The organism is Nonomuraea sp. NPDC048892, assembly GCF_040649735.1.
GTDB classification, from domain to species: Bacteria; Actinomycetota; Actinomycetes; order Streptosporangiales; family Streptosporangiaceae; genus Nonomuraea; species Nonomuraea maheshkhaliensis.
This window is the reverse complement of record NZ_JBEZFZ010000013.1, coordinates 52651-73288: the sequence shown is the minus strand read 5'-3', so window position 1 is coordinate 73288 and position 20638 is coordinate 52651. Positions and strand designations below refer to the sequence as shown.

General features: G+C 69.1%; 16 protein-coding genes. 10 read left to right on the top strand and 6 right to left on the bottom strand.

Going from position 1 to position 20638, the window contains the following annotated elements:
• Nucleotides 1-4: 4 nt before the first annotated feature.
• Complete coding sequence (locus AB0C28_RS34395) at nucleotides 5-628, bottom strand: anticodon-binding protein (protein ID WP_358080033.1); 624 nt, start codon at nucleotides 626-628, stop codon at nucleotides 5-7.
• A gap of 12 nt (nucleotides 629-640) precedes the next feature.
• Nucleotides 641-2485, bottom strand: a complete 1845-nt coding sequence (locus AB0C28_RS34390; RefSeq protein WP_357859327.1) for a glycosyltransferase family A protein — start codon at nucleotides 2483-2485, stop codon at nucleotides 641-643.
• A gap of 70 nt (nucleotides 2486-2555) precedes the next feature.
• Here AB0C28_RS34390 and AB0C28_RS34385 point away from each other — a divergent pair, with 70 nt between their 5' ends.
• Both AB0C28_RS34385 and treS read left to right on the top strand, forming a co-directional pair.
• Complete coding sequence (locus AB0C28_RS34385) at nucleotides 2556-4190, top strand: asparagine synthetase B family protein (protein ID WP_357859330.1); 1635 nt, start codon at nucleotides 2556-2558, stop codon at nucleotides 4188-4190.
• A 263-nt stretch (nucleotides 4191-4453) separates the two neighbouring features.
• Nucleotides 4454-6166 (top strand): maltose alpha-D-glucosyltransferase, encoded by a 1713-nt coding sequence (treS, locus tag AB0C28_RS34380; protein WP_357859333.1) that lies wholly within the window; start codon nucleotides 4454-4456, stop codon nucleotides 6164-6166.
• Here the strand turns inward: treS and AB0C28_RS34375 are convergent.
• Genes AB0C28_RS34375 through AB0C28_RS34365 form a run of 3 tightly spaced genes read right to left on the bottom strand, consistent with a single transcriptional unit; the run spans nucleotide 6153 to nucleotide 9648 of the window.
• Entirely contained in the window at nucleotides 6153-8420 is a 2268-nt protein-coding gene (locus tag AB0C28_RS34375; RefSeq protein WP_357859337.1) for an FtsX-like permease family protein, read from the bottom strand. The two genes, treS and AB0C28_RS34375, sit on opposite strands and share 14 nt — an antisense overlap.
• Nucleotides 8417-9145, bottom strand: coding sequence for an ABC transporter ATP-binding protein (locus AB0C28_RS34370; protein WP_106248131.1), 729 nt, complete (start codon nucleotides 9143-9145; stop codon nucleotides 8417-8419). The genes AB0C28_RS34375 and AB0C28_RS34370 overlap by 4 nt, the downstream gene beginning before the upstream one ends.
• Nucleotides 9142-9648: a PadR family transcriptional regulator gene (locus tag AB0C28_RS34365; protein WP_357859340.1), complete on the bottom strand. Its 507-nt coding sequence runs from the start codon at nucleotides 9646-9648 to the stop codon at nucleotides 9142-9144. The genes AB0C28_RS34370 and AB0C28_RS34365 overlap by 4 nt, the downstream gene beginning before the upstream one ends.
• A gap of 129 nt (nucleotides 9649-9777) precedes the next feature.
• Between AB0C28_RS34365 and AB0C28_RS34360 the strand changes: the two genes are divergently transcribed.
• The 8 genes from AB0C28_RS34360 to AB0C28_RS34325 all read left to right on the top strand — a co-directional run bounded on the left by AB0C28_RS34360 (nucleotide 9778) and on the right by AB0C28_RS34325 (nucleotide 17834).
• Nucleotides 9778-11025, top strand: a complete 1248-nt coding sequence (locus tag AB0C28_RS34360) for an ABC transporter substrate-binding protein (RefSeq protein ID WP_357859343.1) — start codon at nucleotides 9778-9780, stop codon at nucleotides 11023-11025.
• A gap of 7 nt (nucleotides 11026-11032) precedes the next feature.
• Nucleotides 11033-12358 (top strand): ABC transporter substrate-binding protein, encoded by a 1326-nt coding sequence (locus AB0C28_RS34355; protein WP_357859345.1) that lies wholly within the window; start codon nucleotides 11033-11035, stop codon nucleotides 12356-12358.
• Between the two features lie 12 nt (nucleotides 12359-12370).
• The gene (locus AB0C28_RS34350) at nucleotides 12371-13750 is read left to right on the top strand and encodes an ABC transporter permease subunit (protein WP_358080032.1); all 1380 of its coding nucleotides are present in this window, start codon (nucleotides 12371-12373) and stop codon (nucleotides 13748-13750) included.
• Entirely contained in the window at nucleotides 13747-14646 is a 900-nt protein-coding gene (locus AB0C28_RS34345) for a carbohydrate ABC transporter permease (protein ID WP_357859351.1), read from the top strand. The genes AB0C28_RS34350 and AB0C28_RS34345 overlap by 4 nt, the downstream gene beginning before the upstream one ends.
• A gap of 83 nt (nucleotides 14647-14729) precedes the next feature.
• A complete protein-coding gene (locus tag AB0C28_RS34340) occupies nucleotides 14730-15407 on the top strand; it encodes a uracil-DNA glycosylase (protein WP_346105960.1) in 678 nt (225 codons plus the stop codon).
• A 10-nt stretch (nucleotides 15408-15417) separates the two neighbouring features.
• Nucleotides 15418-15744: a hypothetical protein gene (locus AB0C28_RS34335; protein WP_358080031.1), complete on the top strand. Its 327-nt coding sequence runs from the start codon at nucleotides 15418-15420 to the stop codon at nucleotides 15742-15744.
• Nucleotides 15745-15855: 111 nt separating this feature from the next.
• On the top strand, nucleotides 15856-16146 hold the full coding sequence (locus tag AB0C28_RS34330) for an MTH1187 family thiamine-binding protein (protein WP_357859355.1): 291 nt from the start codon (nucleotides 15856-15858) through the stop codon (nucleotides 16144-16146).
• Nucleotides 16147-16238: 92 nt separating this feature from the next.
• A complete protein-coding gene (locus AB0C28_RS34325; RefSeq protein ID WP_357859358.1) occupies nucleotides 16239-17834 on the top strand; it encodes an FAD-dependent monooxygenase in 1596 nt (531 codons plus the stop codon).
• Between the two features lie 51 nt (nucleotides 17835-17885).
• On the opposite strand, the gene AB0C28_RS34320 is transcribed toward AB0C28_RS34325, so the two are convergent.
• Nucleotides 17886-18950, bottom strand: coding sequence for a serine hydrolase domain-containing protein (locus AB0C28_RS34320; protein ID WP_357859361.1), 1065 nt, complete (start codon nucleotides 18948-18950; stop codon nucleotides 17886-17888).
• Between the last annotated feature and the right edge of the window lie 1688 nt (nucleotides 18951-20638).

The following is a 20638-nucleotide window of genomic DNA, read 5'->3' as shown; positions in this document are numbered from 1 at the left end:
TTCATTACAGCCGGTCGGGGCCCGGCAGGACCTCGCGCACGGCCGCCGCCACCCGTACCCGCGCCGTGTGCACAGCGCCTGGCTCCTCGTCCCCCACAGGAACGGCCGGAGCCCGCTCGTGGGCGTCGTGATAGGCCAGCGCCAGCCGCAAAAGGTAGCTCTCCCAGCCGGGCTCCCTGCTGACCAGCCGCCCTGGCAGCTCGGCCAGCGCCCGCAGCACCCGGCGGTGCCAGGGGTCGTCGAGCAGCTCGGCCGCGAACCCGGTCTCCGGCACCCCCAGCTCGCGGGCCCACCTCAGCGCGGCGCAGGCGCGCGCGTGCCCGTAGCGCACCACGAAGCCGGGGTTGTCCCACGTACGGGGAAAGTCCGGCCACGGAGGCTCGAACGGCGGGCGTGCCCAAGCCGACCGCAGCAGGTCACCCGGCACGGTGACGACGATCCGCAGGAACCCCTTCCCGCGCACCTCCACAGAAGCCACCCCGTCGAGCGCCCGCACCCGCCCGGCCAGCTCCCCCGCGTCCAGGCCCCGCCGCAGTGCGGCGGCCGAGACGTAGACGGCCTCGCGCTCCCACGACTCCTCGGGCGCCGGCGGCTCACCGAGCACGGCGGCCAGCTCCTCGGGTGTCATGGGGACACCCTCTCAGATGAGCGCGTGCGGCTCGGCCGAGCCGTATTCGACCAGGTGGGCCGCCCCCAGCAGCCAGCGGTCCTCGTCCCGCACCCGCACGTAGCCGAACCGGTCGGCGGAGAACACCTTGATCCCGTCCGTACGGCACTGCCGCATCAGGACCTCGTCCCAGCCCTCCGTGAGGTCGGCGAAGCCCAGCTCGCGCAGGGCGTTGCGCCTGGCCAGGAGGGTGCCGCCGGTGATCTCGGGCAGGTAGGAGTATTCAGCGTCGGGCTGCTTGAGCAGCGTGGCCTGAGGCTTGCGCAGGTGGGCGTAGAAGGCGGCCTTGCCGACGATGTCGGCGGTGGTGAACAGGAAGGCCCGGCGCAGGTCCGACAGGTAGTGGGGGCCGTAGACGTCGCGCGGGTCCATGACCGCGACGAGGTCGGCCTCGCACAGGTCGATGCCGGCGTTGAGCATCGCGCCCTCGGTCATCGCCGGCTGCGGGCGGCGGTAGATGACCTCCACGTCCGGCAGCACGTCGCGGGCGCGCAGCTCGGCCTCCGGCGGCCCGATGACGATGAGCTGGTCGACGCCCGACTGCCGGGCGACCTGGGCGAGCGCGTGCTCCATCAGGTACGGGTCGAGGATGGGCAGCAGCACGGAGGTGTTGAGCGTGGGCCGCGCGCTGGGCAGGCCGACGGCGTCGAGCAGCTCGTCGATGCGCTCGCTCATCGTCCCCATCGAGTACGCCCGCCGCAGCGCCACGTGCGCCCGCCGCGAGTCGTCCTCGGTGCCGATGGGCGTGCCGCAGGCCGCGATCTCGGCCAGCCGCCACTGCGGGGTGCCCGGCGGGCAGTCGGCGGCGGCGGGCCAGCGGTAGGAGGTCAGGACGTCGGGGTAGGCCAGGTGGCCGGGCAGGAGCTGGTCGAGCGTGAGCACCCGGTCGATGCGGCCCCCGGCCAGCGGCAGCGGGTTGTGCACCCGGGGCTGCACCCCGAACTGCAGCCGCGGCCAGGCCACGGTCAGGTCGGTGGTGAAGCGGTGCTCGAACAGGTCGGCCGCGGCGGCGTAGGCGGCGACGTCGCCCCCGGTGTGCCAGAAGACCGTGCGGATGCCGCGCTCGGCGCACCAGGCCAGCAGCGCCTTGAGCCCCTCGCCCGGCTCGCCGGTGATCTCCTCGGCCCACGGGCCCTGCGTGACGGACTCGACGACCAGCAGGTGGGGCACTTCGAGGGGCAGCACCCTGGCGAAGTCGCGGGGTGTGAACCCGGTGGTCTGCCGCCACTCGTAGCGCAGCAGCGCCTCGGCGTGCGGGTCGGCGATCACCGCGGTGGTCAGGTGCGGGCGCGTGTTGGGGCCCGTCGGCACCCGGAACGGCTTGAGCTTGAATGAGGCGCCGCCGAGCGTCCTGGTGGTGCTGGTGGCCTGGAACGCCGCACCCGGGCGCTCGTCCTTGGGCTTGACCGCGGCCACGGGCCTGCGCTTGGGCGCGCTGGGCCGCTTGACCGGCTTGGCGGCGCCCTTGAGGCCCCTGGCCAGGCGCACCGGGTTGCTCTTGCCGCTCTTGATGGCGTCACCGAGGCGGTTCCAGCGGGCGACCTTGATCGACGACAGCTTCCAGTTGGCCACCTCGGCCTGGAAGCGCTGCTCGGCCAGCTCCTTGCGCAGCTTGTCGGCCGCCGCCTGCTCGGCGGCGAGCCGCTCCTCGGCCTCGCTCAACTGCTCGGCCAGCGCCTTGGCCTCCTCGGCGTTCTGCTCAGCCGCTGCCAGCCTGGCCTGGGCGGCGTCCAGCAGCCTGGCCAGCTCGGCCGCCCGTCCGGCCTGGGACACGGCCTCACGCAACGCCCGGCGCGTGCTTTCAAGCTCTGTGGACACTGGACCTCCGCTCTCTCAGCCCGGCAAAGGATACTCTTTTGCGGGAAGCGTCTCGAAGGGATGAGATCCGGTGCAGTTCAATGTAAGGCCCTATATCTGTGGCGCTCTCGGCCGGATCGACGCCGCCGTACTCGGCAAGCTGACAGCCTCAGGACCGAAGGTGCTCCCGGCCCTGCAGTCGCCCGAGGCGACGCTGTACAGCTCCGCGCCGCTGCCGCCCTATCACCGCGCGGGCCACGCCTTCGCGTTCGCCTGGGGCGAGCGCAGGCCGAAGGCCCCCGACGAGTGGATCACGGTCGCGGAGACGTACGAGACGCCGGGGCTGATCGGCGACGGGCGCAAGGTGACGCTGCACACCGGCGCGCTGGGCCTGGTGGACCTCTACTACGTGCGCCTGGGCGACGCGGTCTACTTCTCCTCCCTCATCCAGCCCCTGCTGAACCTCGTGCCGGTCGCGATCGACTGGTCGGCGTGGGCCTCGATACTCCAGGTCACGTTCCCGCTGGGCGAGGCGACGCCGTACAGCGAGGTCAAGCGCCTGCCGGGCGCGAGCGCGCTGGTCTGCGAGGACGGCCGGCTGTCCACGGAGCGGCTGCTGCCGCGCTGGCTGCGCACGGAGCCGTTCGAGGCGTGGATCAGCCCGGGCGAGATCGTCGAGCTGCTGCACAAGGTCTACGAGGACTACGACGGCCGCAAGCTCCTGGTGCCGGTCAGCGGCGGGTACGACTCGCGGCTGCTGGCCAGCGTGGCCAGTGCCAGGGGCATGGACGTGGAGTCGTGGACGACGAGCCCCGACGACGGCACCGACACCGACATCGCGTTCGCCCGGTCGATCACCAGGGAGCTGGGCATCGCGCACCGGGTGATCACCCAGGACGCGGCCGCCTACCCCGAGGACGCGATGGAGGTGGCGCGCAGGCTCGAATACCTGACCCCGCACCACGCCTGGTACGCGCCCTTCGCCAAGGAGGTGCACGGCGCCGGCCGGATCCTGGTCGACGGCCTGGCCGGAGGCCCGCTGCTGAAGAACTTCATGGTCAGCGGGGCCGCCCTGGAGGCCACCACGCAGGAGGAGCGCTCGGCGGCCGTGCTGGGCTCGCTGTCGCTGGGGCAGCCGACGCAGCCGTTCCTGTCCAAGGCGGCGGCCCAGTGGATGGAGGAGACCGTACGCGAGCAGTTCGCGACCGCCACCTCCATGCTCCACGGGCACCGGGCCGAGCTGCCCCTGTCGGTGCTGCACACCAGGACCGTGCGGGGCATCGCGCGCTCGGCGGTCAACCTGGTGGGCCCTGAGGCGTCGTTCGCGGCGCCGTTCATCCATCCGGAGTTCTTCGACGCGGCGCTGTCGGTGGGCGTGGCCCGCAAGGACAAGGGCCGCTTCTACCGCGAGGTGCTGCACGCGGCCAACCCGAGGGTGGCCGCCCTGCCCTCCACGAACGTGGTCAAGCAGCCCCTGCGAAGGGTGCCGCTGCGTTCCACGGCGGCGCCTGCCCGAAATTATTCGCACCGCATGCTGGAGATCGTGGTGAGCCGGGTGCCGGGGCTGCTGTCGGACGAGCTGCACGAGGTGGTGGCCGGCGGACCGGACGCGCTGACCAGGTTCAACGGCTGGAACGATCGATTCTGGGTGCGCGGTCTGGTGCTGTTCGGACTGTGGCTGAATGACTTCGAGAGCGACCTCTCGGACCTGGCCACACCTTTTTAGTGAACTCTCGGTAACAGGGCGATTACATACGGATCTCCCGGGTATTAACCGTCGCACAGCAGAAGCGGGTTCCGGAAAGCCAACGGGCTGGTAGTGTTCGGCCCGTAAGCGCCGCACAAACGGGCACCAGATCACAAATCAGGTTCCGTCCGAGGGCATGGGGTTCGCAGGGATGACGACCCCACGCGGCGCGGTCACCAGATAACAACGCCGGGGCAACCGGTGACTTCGTCCTGCCCACATCTCTTCCTGTGAGCGACATAATGATCAACGCATCCCCAATATCAGAGCCGATCTCCGAGGCCTTCGTCTCGGAGGATCCAGCCTGGTACAAGCGGGCGGTGTTCTACGAGGTTCTCGTCCGGGGGTTCAAGGACTCCAACGGCGACGGCACCGGCGACCTGCGCGGCCTCATCGAGAAGCTCGGCTATCTCGAGTGGCTGGGCGTGGACTGCCTGTGGCTGCTGCCGCTGTACGAGTCCCCGCTGCGCGACGGCGGATACGACATCTCGGACTACATGAAGATCCTCCCGGACTTCGGGGACCTGGGGGACTTCGTGCAGCTGATCGAGGCGGCGCACGAGCGCGGCCTGCGGATCATCACCGACCTCGTGATGAACCACACCAGTGACCGGCACCCCTGGTTCCAGGCGTCCCGGCACGACCCCGAAGGGCCGTACGGCGACTTCTACGTGTGGTCGGACCATCCTGGTGGCTATCCCGACGCGCCGATCATCTTCATCGGCGCGGAGGAGTCCAACTGGACCTACGACCCGGTGCGCAAGCAGTACTACTGGCACCGTTTCTTCCACCACCAGCCGGACCTGAACTATGACAACCCGGCGGTGCAGGAGGCCATGCTGGAGGTGCTGCGGTTCTGGCTGGACCTCGGCATCGACGGGTTCCGGCTGGACGCGGTGCCCTATTTGTTCGAGCGCGAGGGCACGGCCTGCTCCGGGCTGCCGGAGACGCACGCGTACCTGAAGAAGGTCCGCTCCGAGGTCGACCGCCTCTACCCCGACCGGGTGCTGCTGGCGGAGGCCAACGGCTGGCCGCAGGACGTGGTCGAGTACTTCGGCGACCCCACCACCGGGGGCGACGAGTGCCACATGGCCTTCCACTTCCCGCTGATGCCGCGCATCTACATGGCGGTGAAGAAGGAGACGCGCGAGCCGATCTCCGAGATCATGTCGCTCACCCCCAAGCTGCCCGAGAACGCGCAGTGGGGCATCTTCCTGCGTAACCACGACGAGCTCACGCTCGAGACGGTGACCGAGGAAGAGCGCGACTACATGCACAAGGAATACGCCAAGGACCCGCGCATGCGGGCCTACCTGGGCATCCGCCGGCGCCTGGCCCCGCTGCTCGACAACGACAGGGACCGGATCGAACTGTTCACCGCGCTGCTGCTGTCGCTGCCGGGCTCGCCGATCATCTACTACGGCGACGAGATCGGCATGGGCGACAACATCTGGCTGGAGGACCGCGACTCGGTCCGCACGCCGATGCAGTGGAGCCCCGACCGCAACGCCGGGTTCTCCTCCGCCGACCCCGGGCGGCTCTACCTGCCCGCGGTCATGGACCCGATCTACGGCTTCCAGGCGGTCAACGTGGAGGCCCAGCAGCGCCACGAGGGATCTCTGCTGCACTTCACCCGCAAGATGCTGGAGATCCGGCGCAGGCACCCGGTGTTCGGCGTCGGGGCGTACACGGAAATGTGGTCCTCCAACCCCAGCGTGCTCACCTACGTGCGCGAGGACCGCGACGACGTGATGCTGTGCGTCAACAACCTGTCGAAGTTCCCGCAGCCGGTGGAGCTGGACCTGCGCCGCTTCGAGGGCATGACGCCCGTCGAGGCGCGGGGCGGGGTGCCCTTCCCGTCGATCGGGGAGCTGCCCTACCTGCTCACGCTGCCGGGGCACGGCTTCTACTGGTTCGCGCTGAAGAAGCCCGAGGACAACCTCACCGAGAAGTGACAGGCACCTGGGCACGGGCCGCGCGGCGCGCGGGGATGAGCGCGACCGCGAGCGCCGTGCCCACGGCCACCAGCACCGTCAGGGTCACCGTCAGCGGTGACGGCGCGCGGCCGATGCCCGCGCCGACCCCGCTGGTGTGACCCTGAAGGTCGATCAGGCCGGTGACGACGGAGACACCGGCCGCGGCGCCCACGCCGATGCCGAGCACGACCAGCAGGCCCGTGCCGGTCACGAGCGTGGCCATGACCTGGCGCGGGGTCAGCCCCATGGCCTTGAGCACAGCCAGGTCGAACGCGTGGTCGCGCAGCCCGAGCGCGCTGGCGGTGAGCAGGTTGGCCAGGCCGATGAGGGTCAGCACCGCGATCAGCGCCACGATCACCACCCTGATGATCGACAGCCGGTCGGCCGGGTTGATCGCGGCCTGCACGTCCAGGCCCTCCTTCGACTCGGCCAGCAACCGGCCGCGCACCTCCGACGGGTCGGCGCCCGGCTTGAGGGCCAGCGCGTAGAACTCCGGCGGCACCGAGTCCTTGGCCGCCAGGCTGTCGAGCCCCACCGAGAGCACCTCGCCGTCCTGCTCGGGCTCGACGGTCCTGCCGACGATCCTGACGATCAGCGGGGTGCCGCCCACGGTGAGCCGCACCCGGTCACCGATCTTGACCCCGAGCAGGTCCAGCAGGCCCTGCCCTGCGACCGCCTCGCCCTGGCGCCCGTATTCGCGGCCTTCGACCACGGGGAACGGGTACGGCTGCGTCGAGCTGCCGATCGCCCGCACCCTGACCGACCGGGCCTCGCCAGGGGCCAGCGCGTTCACGTCGGTGCCCGGATAGACGGCGGCCACGTCCTTGTCGGCCCTGACGAGCCGTTCGGCCTCGGCCGGCTCGATCTTGCCCGGCCTGGCGTAGAGGCCGGCGTGCTGGCCCACCTGTTCGGGGTGGGCGAGGAAGTTGTCGAGCGTGGCCCACACGCCGAGCCCGATGGTGATCATCATCATCGGCACGGCCAGGCCGAACGCCGTCAGGAAGGCCGGCACCCGCCGGGTGAAGGCGTCTCTGGTGCCGAGGACGAGGGCGGGCGGCAGGCGTACGAGCAGGGCCAGCCGGGCCAGCCTGGACAGGCGGCCCCTGGGCGGCGCGGCGGGCACGTCGGGGATGGGCGGCGTGCGCCCGCCCCGCCAGGCCGGCACCCCGACGGCGGCCAGTACGGTCAACGCCGTGCCCGCGACGATGGCCAGCACGGGGATGGGCGCCACGGAGGTCGCGCCGAGCATCGCCGCCATCACGCCCCAGCCGGAAAGCGCGCCGATCACCACCCCCAGCAGGCCCAGGGCGCCGTGCTCGACCAGGAGCAGCAGCGCGACCTGGCCCCGGGTGAAGCCCAGCGACTTGAGCGTGGCCAGGTCACGAAGCTGGCCGAGCACCCGGCCGCCGGCCGCGTTGGCCAGCGCGAGCGCGGCGGCCACCAGCCCGACCACGCCGAACAGCGCCAGCAGCGTGCCCAGCAGCCGGTTGTCCAGCTCCATGGCGGCTCTGACCTCGCGCCAGGTGTAGACGCGCTGCAGGCGGTCCTCCAGCATGACGACCACGCGCTGCGAGACCACCTGGGACGCCTCGGGGTCGGCCAGGCGTAACCCGGTCACCCACTCGCTGCGGCCGAGCATGGGCTCGATGCGGTCGAGCATGATGGGCAGCACGTAGGCCAGGCCGGGCGTCCACTCGGGGTAGAAGCCCTGGTCGGCGGAGTCGGCGATGCCGCGTACGTAGAGGGTGTGGCGCTCGCCGCTGATCGCGATGATGGTGAACGCGGCGCCGATGCGCAGCCCCAGCGAGGCGGCGAAGGAGCGCTCGACCACGGCTCCGTCGGGCTGGGCTGGGTCCAGCCACCTGCCCTCGGCCACCACGGGATGGGCCACCAGCGGCGGGGTGGCCGGCATCGCGCGCAGCGAGGCCGGCTCCTTCTTGCCGTCCTGTGCCACGGTGACGGGCGCCGACCGGTAGGGGCCCGCGGTCTGGGTGACGCCGTCGATGCCGCCCAGGGCCACCTGGGGGCTGTCCTTGGTGTGCAGCCAGACGTGGGCCCCGTCGGTCTGGGCGAACAGGCTGCGCCACGGGTTGGTGCCGTCTTCGAGCAGGGTCGCCGCGGTGATCAGCGCGGCCACGATCCCGGCCACGGTCAGCACGGTCAGCACCGCCTGGCCCTTCCTGGCCCGCAGGTCGGCCCTGATCCACCGGTTTCCCGCCAGAGACGCGCTCACCGGAGGTCGATCACTTCACCGGCCGTGCGCGTACGCCTGCGCGCGATGCGCCCGTCGTCCACGATCTCCCCGTCGAACAGCGACACCAGCCGGTCGGCCAGGCTCGCCACGCGGGCGTCGTGGGTGACCATGACGATGGTCTGGCCCTCCTTGTGCACCTCGCCGAGCAGGCGGAGCACGTCGCGGGTGTTGCGGCTGTCGAGGTTGCCCGTGGGCTCGTCGGCCAGCAGCAGGCTGGGCTCGTTGGCCAGTGCCCTGGCCAGCGCCACCCGCTGCTGCTCACCGCCGGAGAGCTGGGCGGGCGCGGCCTCGGCCCTGTCGGTCAGGTTGAGCGCGGCCAGCAGGCTCTCCCGGCGCTCGCGGGCCACCTTGGGCGAGGCTCCGGACAGCAGCGCGGGCAGCTCGACGTTGTCGCCGACGGTCATGTTGGCGACCAGGTTGAAGAACTGGAAGACGAAGCCGATGCGCTTGCGGCGCAGCAGCGCCCAGGCGCTCTCCGAGAGGGTGTCCACCCGCTTGCCGTCGAGCCAGATCTCGCCGCTGGTCCTGGTGTCGAGCCCGCCCAGCATGTGGACGAGCGTGGATTTCCCCGAGCCGGACGGCCCCATGATCGCGACGAACTCTCCCGGCTCGACCTGGAGGTCCACCCCGCGCACGGCAGGCACGGGCACCGCGCCATCCTGGTAGATTTTGACCAGATTGACCGTTTTCACAACCGTGCTCATGCCAGATCCTCCTGGCATCGCTCCAGCCAGTCAAGGTCGGCTTGAAGGTGCAACATCGCTCCCTCGATGAGCAGCATCGCCACCCGATCCGTGTCGGGCGTACGGGAGAGGATGTCGTTGAGATCGCTCATGAGCGACAGATAGTGGCGGCGCTGCCGGCTGATCAGCGCCATCCGGTCGGCGATGCCGGTGAGCGGGGCGAGCACGAGCTTCATGAAGAACTCGTCACGCACCCTGGGGCCCTCGGTCGGCTCGTCGACCCAGGCCTCCAGCGACTCCCGGCCCTTGGCGGTCAGATAGTAGACCTTCTTGTTGGGCCGGTTGGACTGCTCGACGTCGACCGCCCTGATCAGGCCGTCCTTCTCCAGCCGGCCGAGGGTCACGTATATCTGGCCGATGTTGGGGGAGGGATAGGCGCTGCCGAAGGTCTGCTCAAGCGCCTGTTTCAGCTCGTAGCCATGAGCCGGCTCCTTGGCCAGAAGCGCCAGCAGGTGCGGCCGCACCGCCCACCTCCCTCACTCATGTTACGTACGCGTTACAGAGATATCCGTTGACCTACAGATTACAGGTGTGCATAACATGAATGCATCTACCTAACACGTATGTAAACCGATCCGAACGCGGAGGTAACAGTGCTTCGCTCGCTGCCGGTGCTGCTGGCCGTCGCTCTGGCGGCTGGATGCGCGGCGACGGGCGACGAGGGCGGCGGCGAGACCGGGACGGGCGGAACAGGCCCGATCACGTTCGCCACCGGACGCGACACCACGGCGTACCTGCAACCCCTGCTGGACCGCTGGAACCAGGCCCACCCGGCCGAGAAGGTGACGCTGCTGGAGCTGCCCGAGGCCGCCGACGAGCAGCGTGCCCAGATCGGCGCCAACCTCCAGGCCCGCAGCAGCCGCTACGACGTGCTGGGGCTCGACGTCGTGTGGACCGCCGAATTCGCGGAGAACGGCTGGATCATCCCCCTGGAGCGCGGGTTGTTCCCGCTCGACAGGTTCCTGCCGCCCGTCGTGGAGACGGCGATCTACAAGGACAAGCTCTGGGCCGTCCCGTACACGAGCAACGCCGGGTTGCTCTACTACCGGACGGACCTGGTGAAGAAGCCGCCCAGGACTTGGGCCGAGCTTCGCCAGCAATCCCGACAAATTACGAAAAAGCACAACATAGGGGGCTATGCGGGGCAGTTTCTTGCCTACGAGGGGCTCACGGTCAACTTCTCCGAGGCCGTGCAGTCGGCCGGCGGGCAGATCGTCAGCCAGGACGGCACCGAGGTCACCCTCGACCCCGTCACAGGCGGCACCGCGCTCGGCTTCCTGCTCCAGGGGCTGCGCGAGGGCTGGATCCCCAAGGAGTCGCTGAGCTACAAGGAGGAGGAGTCGCGCCTGGCCTTCCAGGAGGGCCGCCTGGCCTTCGCCAGGAACTGGCCGCACGCGTACGGACCGGCCAAGGCCGAGCTGGGCCGCAAGCTGGGCGTAACCCGGCTGCCCGGCCTCAACGGCCCCGGCTCCAGCACGCTGGGCGGCGCGAACCTCGCCATCAGCGCCTACTCCAAGCACCAGCACACCGCCCAGGAGTTCATCCGCTACTTCACGAGCCTGGAGAACGAGCGCCGGGTCCTCACCGAGGGCTCGTTCCCGCCCGTGTGGACCGAGCTCTACGACGACCCCGAGCTCATCAAGCGTTTCCCTTACCTGCCGGTGCTCAAGGAGAGCATCCTCGCCGCCAGGGCACGGCCGGTGAGCGCCAACTACAACCAGCTCAGCCTGGTGATCGCCAGTTCGGTCTCCAAGGCGCTGGGCAACCCCTCCCCGGAGTCCGCCGACGACGTCGCGGCCTCCATGAAGTCAGAACTCGAAGAAATCATCAGAACCCAGTGAGGCAGCCATGCGAAAAGGCAGAGCAGCAGCGATCCTGGCCGGGCTCGCGGTAGCCGTCGCCGCCTGCGGTAACGCGCCGACGACCACCGCGCCCACCGCGTCGGAGTCGGCGCCCGCCAGCGGCGGAGGCGACAAGACGCTCCAGGGCGTGAAGCTCGAAGTCGCCGCCAAGTGGACCGGGGCGGAGCAGAAGAACTTCGAGCAGGTGCTCAAGGCTTTCGCCGACAAGACCGGCGCGGAGGTCACCTACGCCTCCACCGGCGAGGACACGGGCGCCTACCTGGGCCCGCGCATCCAGGGCAACAACCCGCCGGACGTGGCGATCCTGCCGCAGCCCGGCCTGGTGCAGCAGTACGCGGAGCAGAAGGCACTCAAGCCGCTGTCCGCCGACGTCACCAAGGAGATCGACGCCAACTACACCCCGTACTGGAAGGAGCTCGGCTCCGTCGACGGGCAGGTCTACGGCGTGCTGATCAAGGCGGCGCACAAGTCGCTGGTCTGGTACCGCTCGTCGGCCTTCGACGAGGCGGGCGTGCAGCCGGCCACCACCTGGGACGAGCTGGTGAAGTCGGCGCAGACCCTGGCCGACTCCGGCACCGCGCCGTTCTCGCTCTGCGGCGCCTCCGGCTGGACGCTGACCGACCTCTTCGAGAACGTCTACCTGTCCACCGCGGGCCCGGAGAACTACGACAAGCTCTCCAAGCACGAGATCCCGTGGACCGACCCGAGCGTGAAGACCGCGCTGGAGAAGATCGCGCAGATCGCCGGCAAGAAGGAGTTCGTCGCGGGCGGCTCGTCGGGCGCGCTCCAGACCGACTTCCCCACCTGCGTGAACGACGTCTACAGCACCAAGAAGGCCGCCATGGTGATCGAGGCCGACTTCGTGGCCGTCGAGGCCGTGCAGTCGGGCGCCAAGCTCGGCGAGGAGGCCAAGTACTTCCCGTTCCCCAAGGCCGGTGACACCGCTCCGGTCGTGCTCGGCGGCGACGTCGCGGTGGCCATGAAGGACTCCCCCGGCGCCATGGCGCTGGTGCAGTTCCTGGCCTCCAAGGAGGGCGGCGAGATCTGGGCCAAGCTGCCCGGCTACCTGTCGCCCAACAAGAACGTCTCCCCCGACAACTACCCCGACGAGCTGACCAAGCAGCTCGGCCAGACGATCGTCTCGGCCGGCGACGCCGTCCGCTACGACATGTCGGACCTGGCCCCGAGCGCCTTCGGCGGCACCGACGGCAAGGGCGAGTGGAAGGTGCTGCAGGACTTCCTGCGCAACCCCACCGACGTCAAGGGCACGCAGGACGCGCTCGAAGCCGAGGCCAAAAAGGCCTGGAAGTAAAGAGGTAAGGCCGTGACCGAACGGTTGGACGGCCGGCAGGACTCGCCCGCGGTGGAGGCCGCGGGCGAGCCCCCCACCGGACCGGCTGATACCCCCCGCAAGAGAACACGCCTAGGCCCCTCGCCGACGGTCGCCATCTTCTTCCTCCTGCCCGCGGCGCTGCTGCTGGGCATCTGGGTGATCTATCCGATCGTCTTCTCCATCTTCCGGAGCCTGTTTGACTCGGTGGGCACCGGATTCGTGGGGCTGGGCAACTACGCCACGATCTTCAGCGATCAGGGCATGCTCACCACGATCCGCAACAACCTCATCTGGGTCATCGTCGCGCCGATCATCGTCACCACGCTGGGCCTGATCTTCGCGGTGCTGACCGAGCGAATCAGGTGGGCGACGGCGTTCAAGCTGATCGTGTTCATGCCGATGGCCGTCTCGCTGATGGCCGCCGGCGTCATCTTCCGCCTCGTCTACGAGGAGAACCCGGACAAGGGCCTGGCCAACGCCATCCTCACCACCGTCCACGACACGTTCTCCTCCTCGCAGGGCTACCCCGAGGCGCGTCCCCGTGAGGGCGACCAGTCCCAGGTGGCCGCCCAGGACGGCGGCGTCGTCACCAAGCAGCCCGCCCAGGCGGGCCAGCCGGTGCTGATCCCGATCGTCGGCGTCAAGCCGGACGTCATGCCGTCCAACGCGCAGACCGCGCAGGCTCCGGCGGCGGCCGACGGGGTGTCCGGCACCGTCTGGTTCGACTTCACGCCAGGAGGCGGCGGCCAGAGCGGCGCGATCGACGGCACCGAGAAGGGCCTGCCCGGCATGACGGTCGAGGCGGTCCAGAACGGTCAGGTCGCGGCGACCGCCACGACCGCTGAGAACGGCTCGTTCCGCTTCGACGGCCTGGCTCCCGGGTCCTACGTCGTACGGCTGCCGCAGTCGAACTTCGAGGCTTCGTACGGCGGCCTGACCTGGCTCGGCCCGGCGCTCATCACCCCCGCCATCATCGGCGCGTTCGTCTGGGTGTGGGCCGGGTTCGCCATGGTGCTGATCGCGGCCGGCCTGGCGGCGATCCCGCGTGACGCCCTGGAGGCGGCCCGCATCGACGGCGCCACGGAGTGGCAGGTGTTCCGCAAGATCACCGTGCCGCTGCTGTCGCCGGTCCTGCTCGTCGTCTTCGTGACGATGATCATCAATACCCTGAAGGTGTTCGACCTGGTCTTCATCATCGCTCCGTCCTCGGTGCAGCCGCAGGCGAACGTGGTCGCGCTGGAGATGTGGCGCGTGTCGTTCGGCGGCGGCGGGAACCAGGGACTGGGCAGTGCGCTGGCCATCTTCCTGCTCGTTCTGGTCCTTCCCTTCATGATCATGAACATCCGCAGGTTCAGGAGGGAAGACACGTGACCACGGCAACCGCTACGGCTCCGAAGGGGCTGGAGGCCGGGGCGCCGCGCAGGAGCCTGGCCAGCAGGATCGTCGATCGCATCGGCAGCGGCGCGGTCCAGGTGATCATGGTGCTGCTCGGCCTGTTCTGGCTGGTGCCCACGCTCGGCCTGCTGGTCGTCTCGATGCGGACCAACCAGGTCAACAGCGCCGAGGGCTGGTGGACGATCTTCACCAAGCCGGCCGAGCTGACCATCCAGAACTACGCCAACCTGCTGGGCAGCGGCTTCACCGCCTCGTTCTGGAACACGGTGCTGATCACCGTGCCGACCACGGTCCTGGTGATCGGCATCGCGGCCATGGCGGCGTACGCGTTCGCCTGGATGGACTTCCCCGGCCGCGACACCTCGTTCCTCATCGTCGTCGGGCTGCTGATCGTGCCGATCCAGATCGCGCTGATCCCCGTCGCCTCCCTCTACGGCGGCGCGGGCATCTTCGGCTCGATCCCCGGCGTGGTGCTGTTCCATGTGGCGTTCGGGCTGCCGTTCGCGATCTTCCTGCTGCGTAACTTCTTCGTCGGCATCCCCTCGTCGCTGCTGGAGGCGGCGCGCATGGACGGCGCCTCGGAGTGGAAGATCTTCGCCTCGGTGGTCTTCCCGCTGGGCAAGCCGGCCATCGCCTCGCTGGGCATCTTCCAGTTCCTCTGGGTGTGGAACGACATGCTCATCGCGCTGGTCTTCGCCGACACCGGCAACCAGCCGATGACCAAGTATCTGCAGTCTCAGATGCGGCAGTTCGGGTCGAACGTCGACATTCTCTCGTCCGGTGCGTTCATGTCGCTGATCATCCCGCTGGTCCTGTTCTTCGCGTTCCAGCGGTACTTCGTCCAGGGCATGATGTCCGGCTCCGTGAAGTAGCGGCCGTCTCGTGATCATTCTGGTACGGCTCGCCCCGACGTTTCGGGGACGAGCCGTACCAGACCTGACTAAGCTCAACGGGCATGGCCGGTCGTCCACTGAACGAAGTCGTCGAAGCCGGATGGGCACGTGCACTCGAGCCCGTATCCGAGCAGATCTCCCTGATGGGCGAGTTCCTGCGTAAGGAAATCGCCGAAGGCAGACAGTACCTTCCCGCGGGCTCGAACGTGCTGCGCGCGTTCAACCAGCCCTTCGACGAGGTCAAGGTGCTGATCGTGGGCCAGGATCCCTATCCCACGCCCGGTCACCCCGTCGGGCTGTCGTTCTCGGTGGCCCCCGACGTGCGGCCGCTGCCGGGCAGCCTGGTCAACATCTACAAGGAGATGGAGACCGACCTCGGCCTGCCCAGGCCCGCCAACGGCGACCTGACGCCGTGGGCCGACCAGGGCGTGCTGCTGCTCAACAGGGTGCTCACCGTCATGCCGGGCAAGCCCGCCTCCCACCGCGGCAAGGGCTGGGAACAGGTCACCGAGCAGGCCATCCACGCCCTCGTGGCGCGCGGCAAGCCGATGGTGGCGATCCTGTGGGGCCGCGACGCGCGCAACCTCGCGCCCATGCTCGGCAGCGTGCCGCGCGTCGAGTCCGCCCACCCCTCCCCCCTGTCGGCGCGCAGCGGCTTCTTCGGCTCGCGGCCGTTCAGCCGGGCCAATGAGCTGCTGATCCAGCAAGGCGCGACACCTGTCGAGTGGAAGCTGCCCTAGCATCGTCGCCATGAGTGATGAATCGAAGTTCCTGCGCCTGACGGTCGAACTGACCGTCGAGGTGCTCGACATGGACGCGCTGCAGGCCGCGGCGCTGGCGGAGATCCGGCACCCCGACTCCGACCTCACCGATGAGGAGCGGACCGAGCAGGCCGAGCTGGTCTCTTCCGACGACTCCGGGGCCTCCGCGCTGCAGTGGCTGATCGAGCCCGACCACGTGCTCGCTCTCGTCGACCACATCAGCGAGATCGAGCCGCGTGAGGCCGTTCTCGGCGTCGAGCCGGCCGAGGAGCCGAGCGAGGAAGAGGAAGACGAGCACGAGCACGAGCACGCGTGAGGTTGAGCGGTGGCCACGGCGTTGTCAGGCGTCGTGGCTTTTCGCTTCCCGGCGGTCGTGTTTCCCCCGTTGTCTAAGATCGGAACCCTTCTTCGACTGAGAGGGTTTCCGATGATCGTCGCTTTTTCCATCACCCCGCTGGGCGTCGGCGAAGGGGTCGCCGAGCCGGTCGCCCGCGCCGTCAAGGTCGTCCGTGACAGCGGGCTGCCGAACCGCACCGACGCCATGTTCACCACCGTCGAGGGCGAGTGGGACGAGGTCATGGACGTGGTCAAGCGCGCCGTCGAGGCCGTGGGCGAGGTCGCGCCCCGGGTGAGCCTCGTACTGAAGGCCGATCTGCGCCAGGGCGTCACGGACGGGATGACCTCCAAGCTGGAGTCTCTGGAACGCCACCTTTCCTAAATCGCGATATATCTTGACTGTCTCCGCGAACGCGACATATCGTGTTGCCTGTTTCGCTGACGCGATAGTACGCGTTTACGGAGGTGGTCTCAATGGAGCAAGAGCGAGTGCCGGTCCTGGTGGTCGGCGCCGGATACGCCGGCCTGAGCGCCGCGACCCTGCTGGCCTGGCGCGACGTGCCCGTCATGCTGGTCGAACGGCATCCGGGCACGTCCGTCCAGCCCAAGGCGTTCGGCGTGGGGCCGCGCGCGCTTGAGCTGCTGCGTCCCGTACCGGGGATCGAGGAGGAGCTGGCCCGCGTCTGGGCCGGGATCGGCGAGAACATGCGCATCGCGATCGCCCGCGACCTGGCCGACCCATCGCCGCACATGATCATGGGCGATGAGAAGGAGGAGCTGGCCTTCATGCGCGAGCTCACCCCCGTCGACATGGTGGGCGCGCCCCAGTCCGAGATCGAGCGCCTGCTCCGCGTCAAGGCCGAAGAGCTGGGCGCCGACCTGCGCTTCTCCACCGAGCTCATCTCTCTGGAGCAGGACGACGACGGGGTGACGGCGCTCATCCGCTCGCGCGACGGCGACCGGCTGGTCCGGGCCGACTACGTGATCGCCGCCGACGGCTGGCGCAGCCCGCTGCGCGCGTCCCTGGGCGTGCCCACCGCCGGCAAGGGCACGCTGGGGCAGATGTGCTCGATCATGTTCGACGCCGACCTGTCCGGGCTGGTCAACGAGCGCGAGGTGACGCTCTGGTACCTGCAGAACGACGTCTTCACCGGCGTGATCGTGACCGGCACCGGGGTGGGGGCCCACGTGCTCGGCGTCAACCTCGCCGAGGGCGAGAGCGCGGCCGACTTCACCACGGAACGCTGCGTCGAGCTCGTCCGCCTGGCCGTCGCCCGGCCGGAGCTGGGCGTACGGGTGCTGGACAAGACCACGTTCGGGATCGCCCATGTGCTCGCGGAGACGTACCGGGCGGGGCGGGTGTTCCTCGCCGGCGACGCCGCCCACACGATGCCGCCCACCGGCGGCCAGGGCGGCAGCACGGCGCTGCAGGACGGGTGCGACCTGGCCTGGCGGCTGTGGCTGGTGCTGAGCGGGCAGGCCGGGGACGGGTTCCTGGACACGTACGACGCCGAACGCCGTCCCGCCGGCACGCTGACGGCCGACGCGCAGCTCGCCAACCTCGGCGTACGCATGCCGCCCGCGGCCCGCGTGGGTTACCCGGAGCCGCTGGAGGACCCGGTCGGGCTGCTGCTCGGCCTGCGCTACCACTCCACGGCGATCCTCGACGAGCCCGGCGACGACGGCTCGATCCTGGAAGACCCGCGCGTGCCCGACGGGCGTCCGGGCAGCCGGGCGCCGCACGTGGTGCTCGACTGGGACGGGCAGCGCATCTCCACCGTCGACCTGTTCGGCTCCGGCTTCGTGCTCATGGCCCCCGCCCCCGCCGGGCAGGGGTGGATGGAGGCGGGGCGGCTGGTCAAGGAGCGGCTCGGGGTGCGGCTGACGCGGCTGCTGGTGGACGACGAGCTGATGGACGTGCACGGGTGCTTCCAGGAGCGGTACGGGGTGGGCGGGGGCGGCGCCGTGCTGGTCAGGCCGGACGGGTATGTGGCGTGGCGGTCCAAGGACGGCGTCGCCGATCCGGTGAGCACGCTGGAGCAGGCGATGCGCCGGATCCTGAGCCGCTGACCGGGCCTTCGCCCGCGTACCGACCCCGCGCCCGCCCGCGTACCGAAGCCTTCAACCTTTTCCGCAGAAGGCCTTGGTGGCGATGCCCATGACCTCCTCGGTGGACGGATTCCTGGTCGAGGGGTTGATCGACAGGACCATCGACTTGCCGGAGTCGGAGCGGAAGGCGAACGTCATGTACCCGATCAGCTCCCCGCTGTGCCCCCACACCTTCCCGCACGGGAGCGGGTACGCCTGCAGCCCCAGCCCGTACGCGAACCCGGCCTTCGTCGGGACGGTCGTCCGCATGGCGCGCAGTGACGCGGCGCTGGTCAGCCGACCACCCAGCAGGGCCGACATGAACCGCTCCAGATCCGCCGTCGTCGAGATCATCTCTCCGGCCGCCCAGTCGAGGGAGGGGTTCATCCGGGTCGCGTCCACCAATTCGGGCATCGGCTCGTACCCCTTGGCGTGCGGCGACGGCACCCCGGTCCGGTTGCCCGGCACCACCGTGTGCCGCAGCTTCAGCGGGCGCAGAATGCGCCGTTCGACCTCTTCGCCGTACGGCCGTCCGGTCAGCTTGCCCACCAGCAGCCCGAGCACCACGTAGTTGGTGTTGGAGTAGTGCCACTCGCCGTCGTCGGGCAGCTTCTTCGCGAAGGCCACCTTGAGCAGTTCGCCCGGCTTGTACGAACGGAACCGCGCGTCGCCGCGCCACCGGTTGGTCGAGTAGCCCGGCTCGCTCATGTAGTCGTACAGGTGGCTGGAGTGGTTGAGCAGCGCGCGGACCGTGATGCTCGCACCGCCCGGCACGAGGCCCGGCAGGTGCTGCTCGATGGGGTCGTCGAGGCGTACCTTGCCCTCGTCCACGAGCTGGAGCACCACGGTCGCGACGAACGTCTTGGTGACGCTACCGATCCTGAAATATCCGGCAGGCGACGGCCGGCCGCCGCGCTTGATGTCACGCACGCCCACGGCGGCGGACCAGCTCTTCTCGCCATCGGAGATCCGCGCCAGCACGGCCGTCGCGCCTTTCCCCGCCACGATCTTCTCCATCTCGGGCCGCACCCCGGTCACGCCCTGGCCGGTTACGGCGACCGTAACGGCCGTCAGGACGTTCATCATCGTCTGAATCATGAGGCCCAACGCTAGGGAGAACGGGGTGGGCCCCAGAATGAGGCACTCCACCCACTCCACCTGCGGAAAACCACAACACCGGACCGGCCCTGTCACCTTGAGGTAGCAACCAGTCCTGATTCCGTCAATCCATTGGGCAGCCCGACATCGGCGGATACCGGATAGCCGCCGATCCAGCGGCTTACCAGAATCGGGCGAGGAGGGCACCAGCACAACGCGTTCTAGATGGGAGAAAAAGAATGCGATTCCGGCGGACTCTCATGATTCTCACCATGGCACTGGGGTTCCTTTTACCGTGGGCCTCGGCGGCGTCGGCGGCGCCAGAAGCATCGAACGTCTCGGCTGCGGCTGACTGTAACGGGTACCAGCCGTACGCCTATCCCCCGGGCCGGAACGGCGACGTCATCAGCGGAGTCGGCGGCTGCGGCAACCAAGTGGTCACGGTGGAGATCTGGATCGACGTACCCCTGGGGCTCGACATCAGAGCAGGCTGCTGCCCCCGATACACCAGCCCCGTCACCGCATACGCCTACTGCAGCAGTACCGGCGCCGGAAACTACTACACGCTGGCCAGGACCCCGGCCGGCACCCTCGAATCCGCGCGAAGGTGGCTTTGCTAGCTGATACCGCCAACTGAACGGCTGCATTCTGCACTCATATGTGAGCACAGAATGCAGCCGTTCATTGTGCGTGTGGCTGAGTGCCGGCCGACGCCGAAAGACCGCAATGCACGGCTGTCATGAATCACCCTGCGACCTGCCACCAGCCTTACTTGCACGTCCACCACCGGCCTTATTTCGCCAGCCAGTTCCAGCTCTACTTTGCCTGGCCGATGCTGGCCCTATGTTGCAGACCAGCATCAACCCTATTTCACCGGCCAACACCGGCCCTACTTTGCAGGCCAACACCTTCCGGGCCAGCACCGGCTTTACATTGCCGTCCACGAGCGTCGTCCCGCCCTCCCTCCGACCCCGATTCCACTGGTCGGGAAACAATGGCCGAACGCGATGCCGCTGAGGCAAGGGCCTGAACCGCGCACTCTCTGCCAAGCCGATCCCCACCAACCCGCCGTCCTGTGCCCTGCGCCCTGTGATCCTGCACCCTGTGAACCCTGTCCCGCCTCATGCTCCACGCCGGGATACGCCCGCCCGCCCTCCAGAAGGGCTGGACCTTGAGGTCCAAAGTGACTGCCTTCCCATGGCGCCTTTCTGAGCTGCCTGGAGACCCGAAATTCGGCGGGGATGGAGTAGGGCGACAGCCGACGCAACATCACCGTGGAACTGTCTCCCCTGATGTCGGCGAGTTCTGCACGGAACGACGGCGAACGACACAACACCTGCGGACATAACCACCGCGACGCCTGTGACCAGGACAAACTCGTACACCACTCCCGTGGACGCAACCCCCGCCCCGGCCCCCCGGTACCTGATGGTGATCCTGCGTCTTCCACCTGCCGACCTTCCGGCGGCTTCCGGTAGGCGACGTACCCGCGAAGCCGTCCTCACTCCCGCCGAGGGTCCCACGCAACCAGGACCAGCAGGAGCCTGACCCACGAAGACGCTGAGGCCAGGCCATCAACGGCGGACAACTCCCACATGGGGCAGCGTGCCCCAAGCCCCAAATCACCTCCCCACCTGTGGATAACCCAACGCCGTCCACAGAATCCCGTTCGGCTCCCCGCGTCCCTG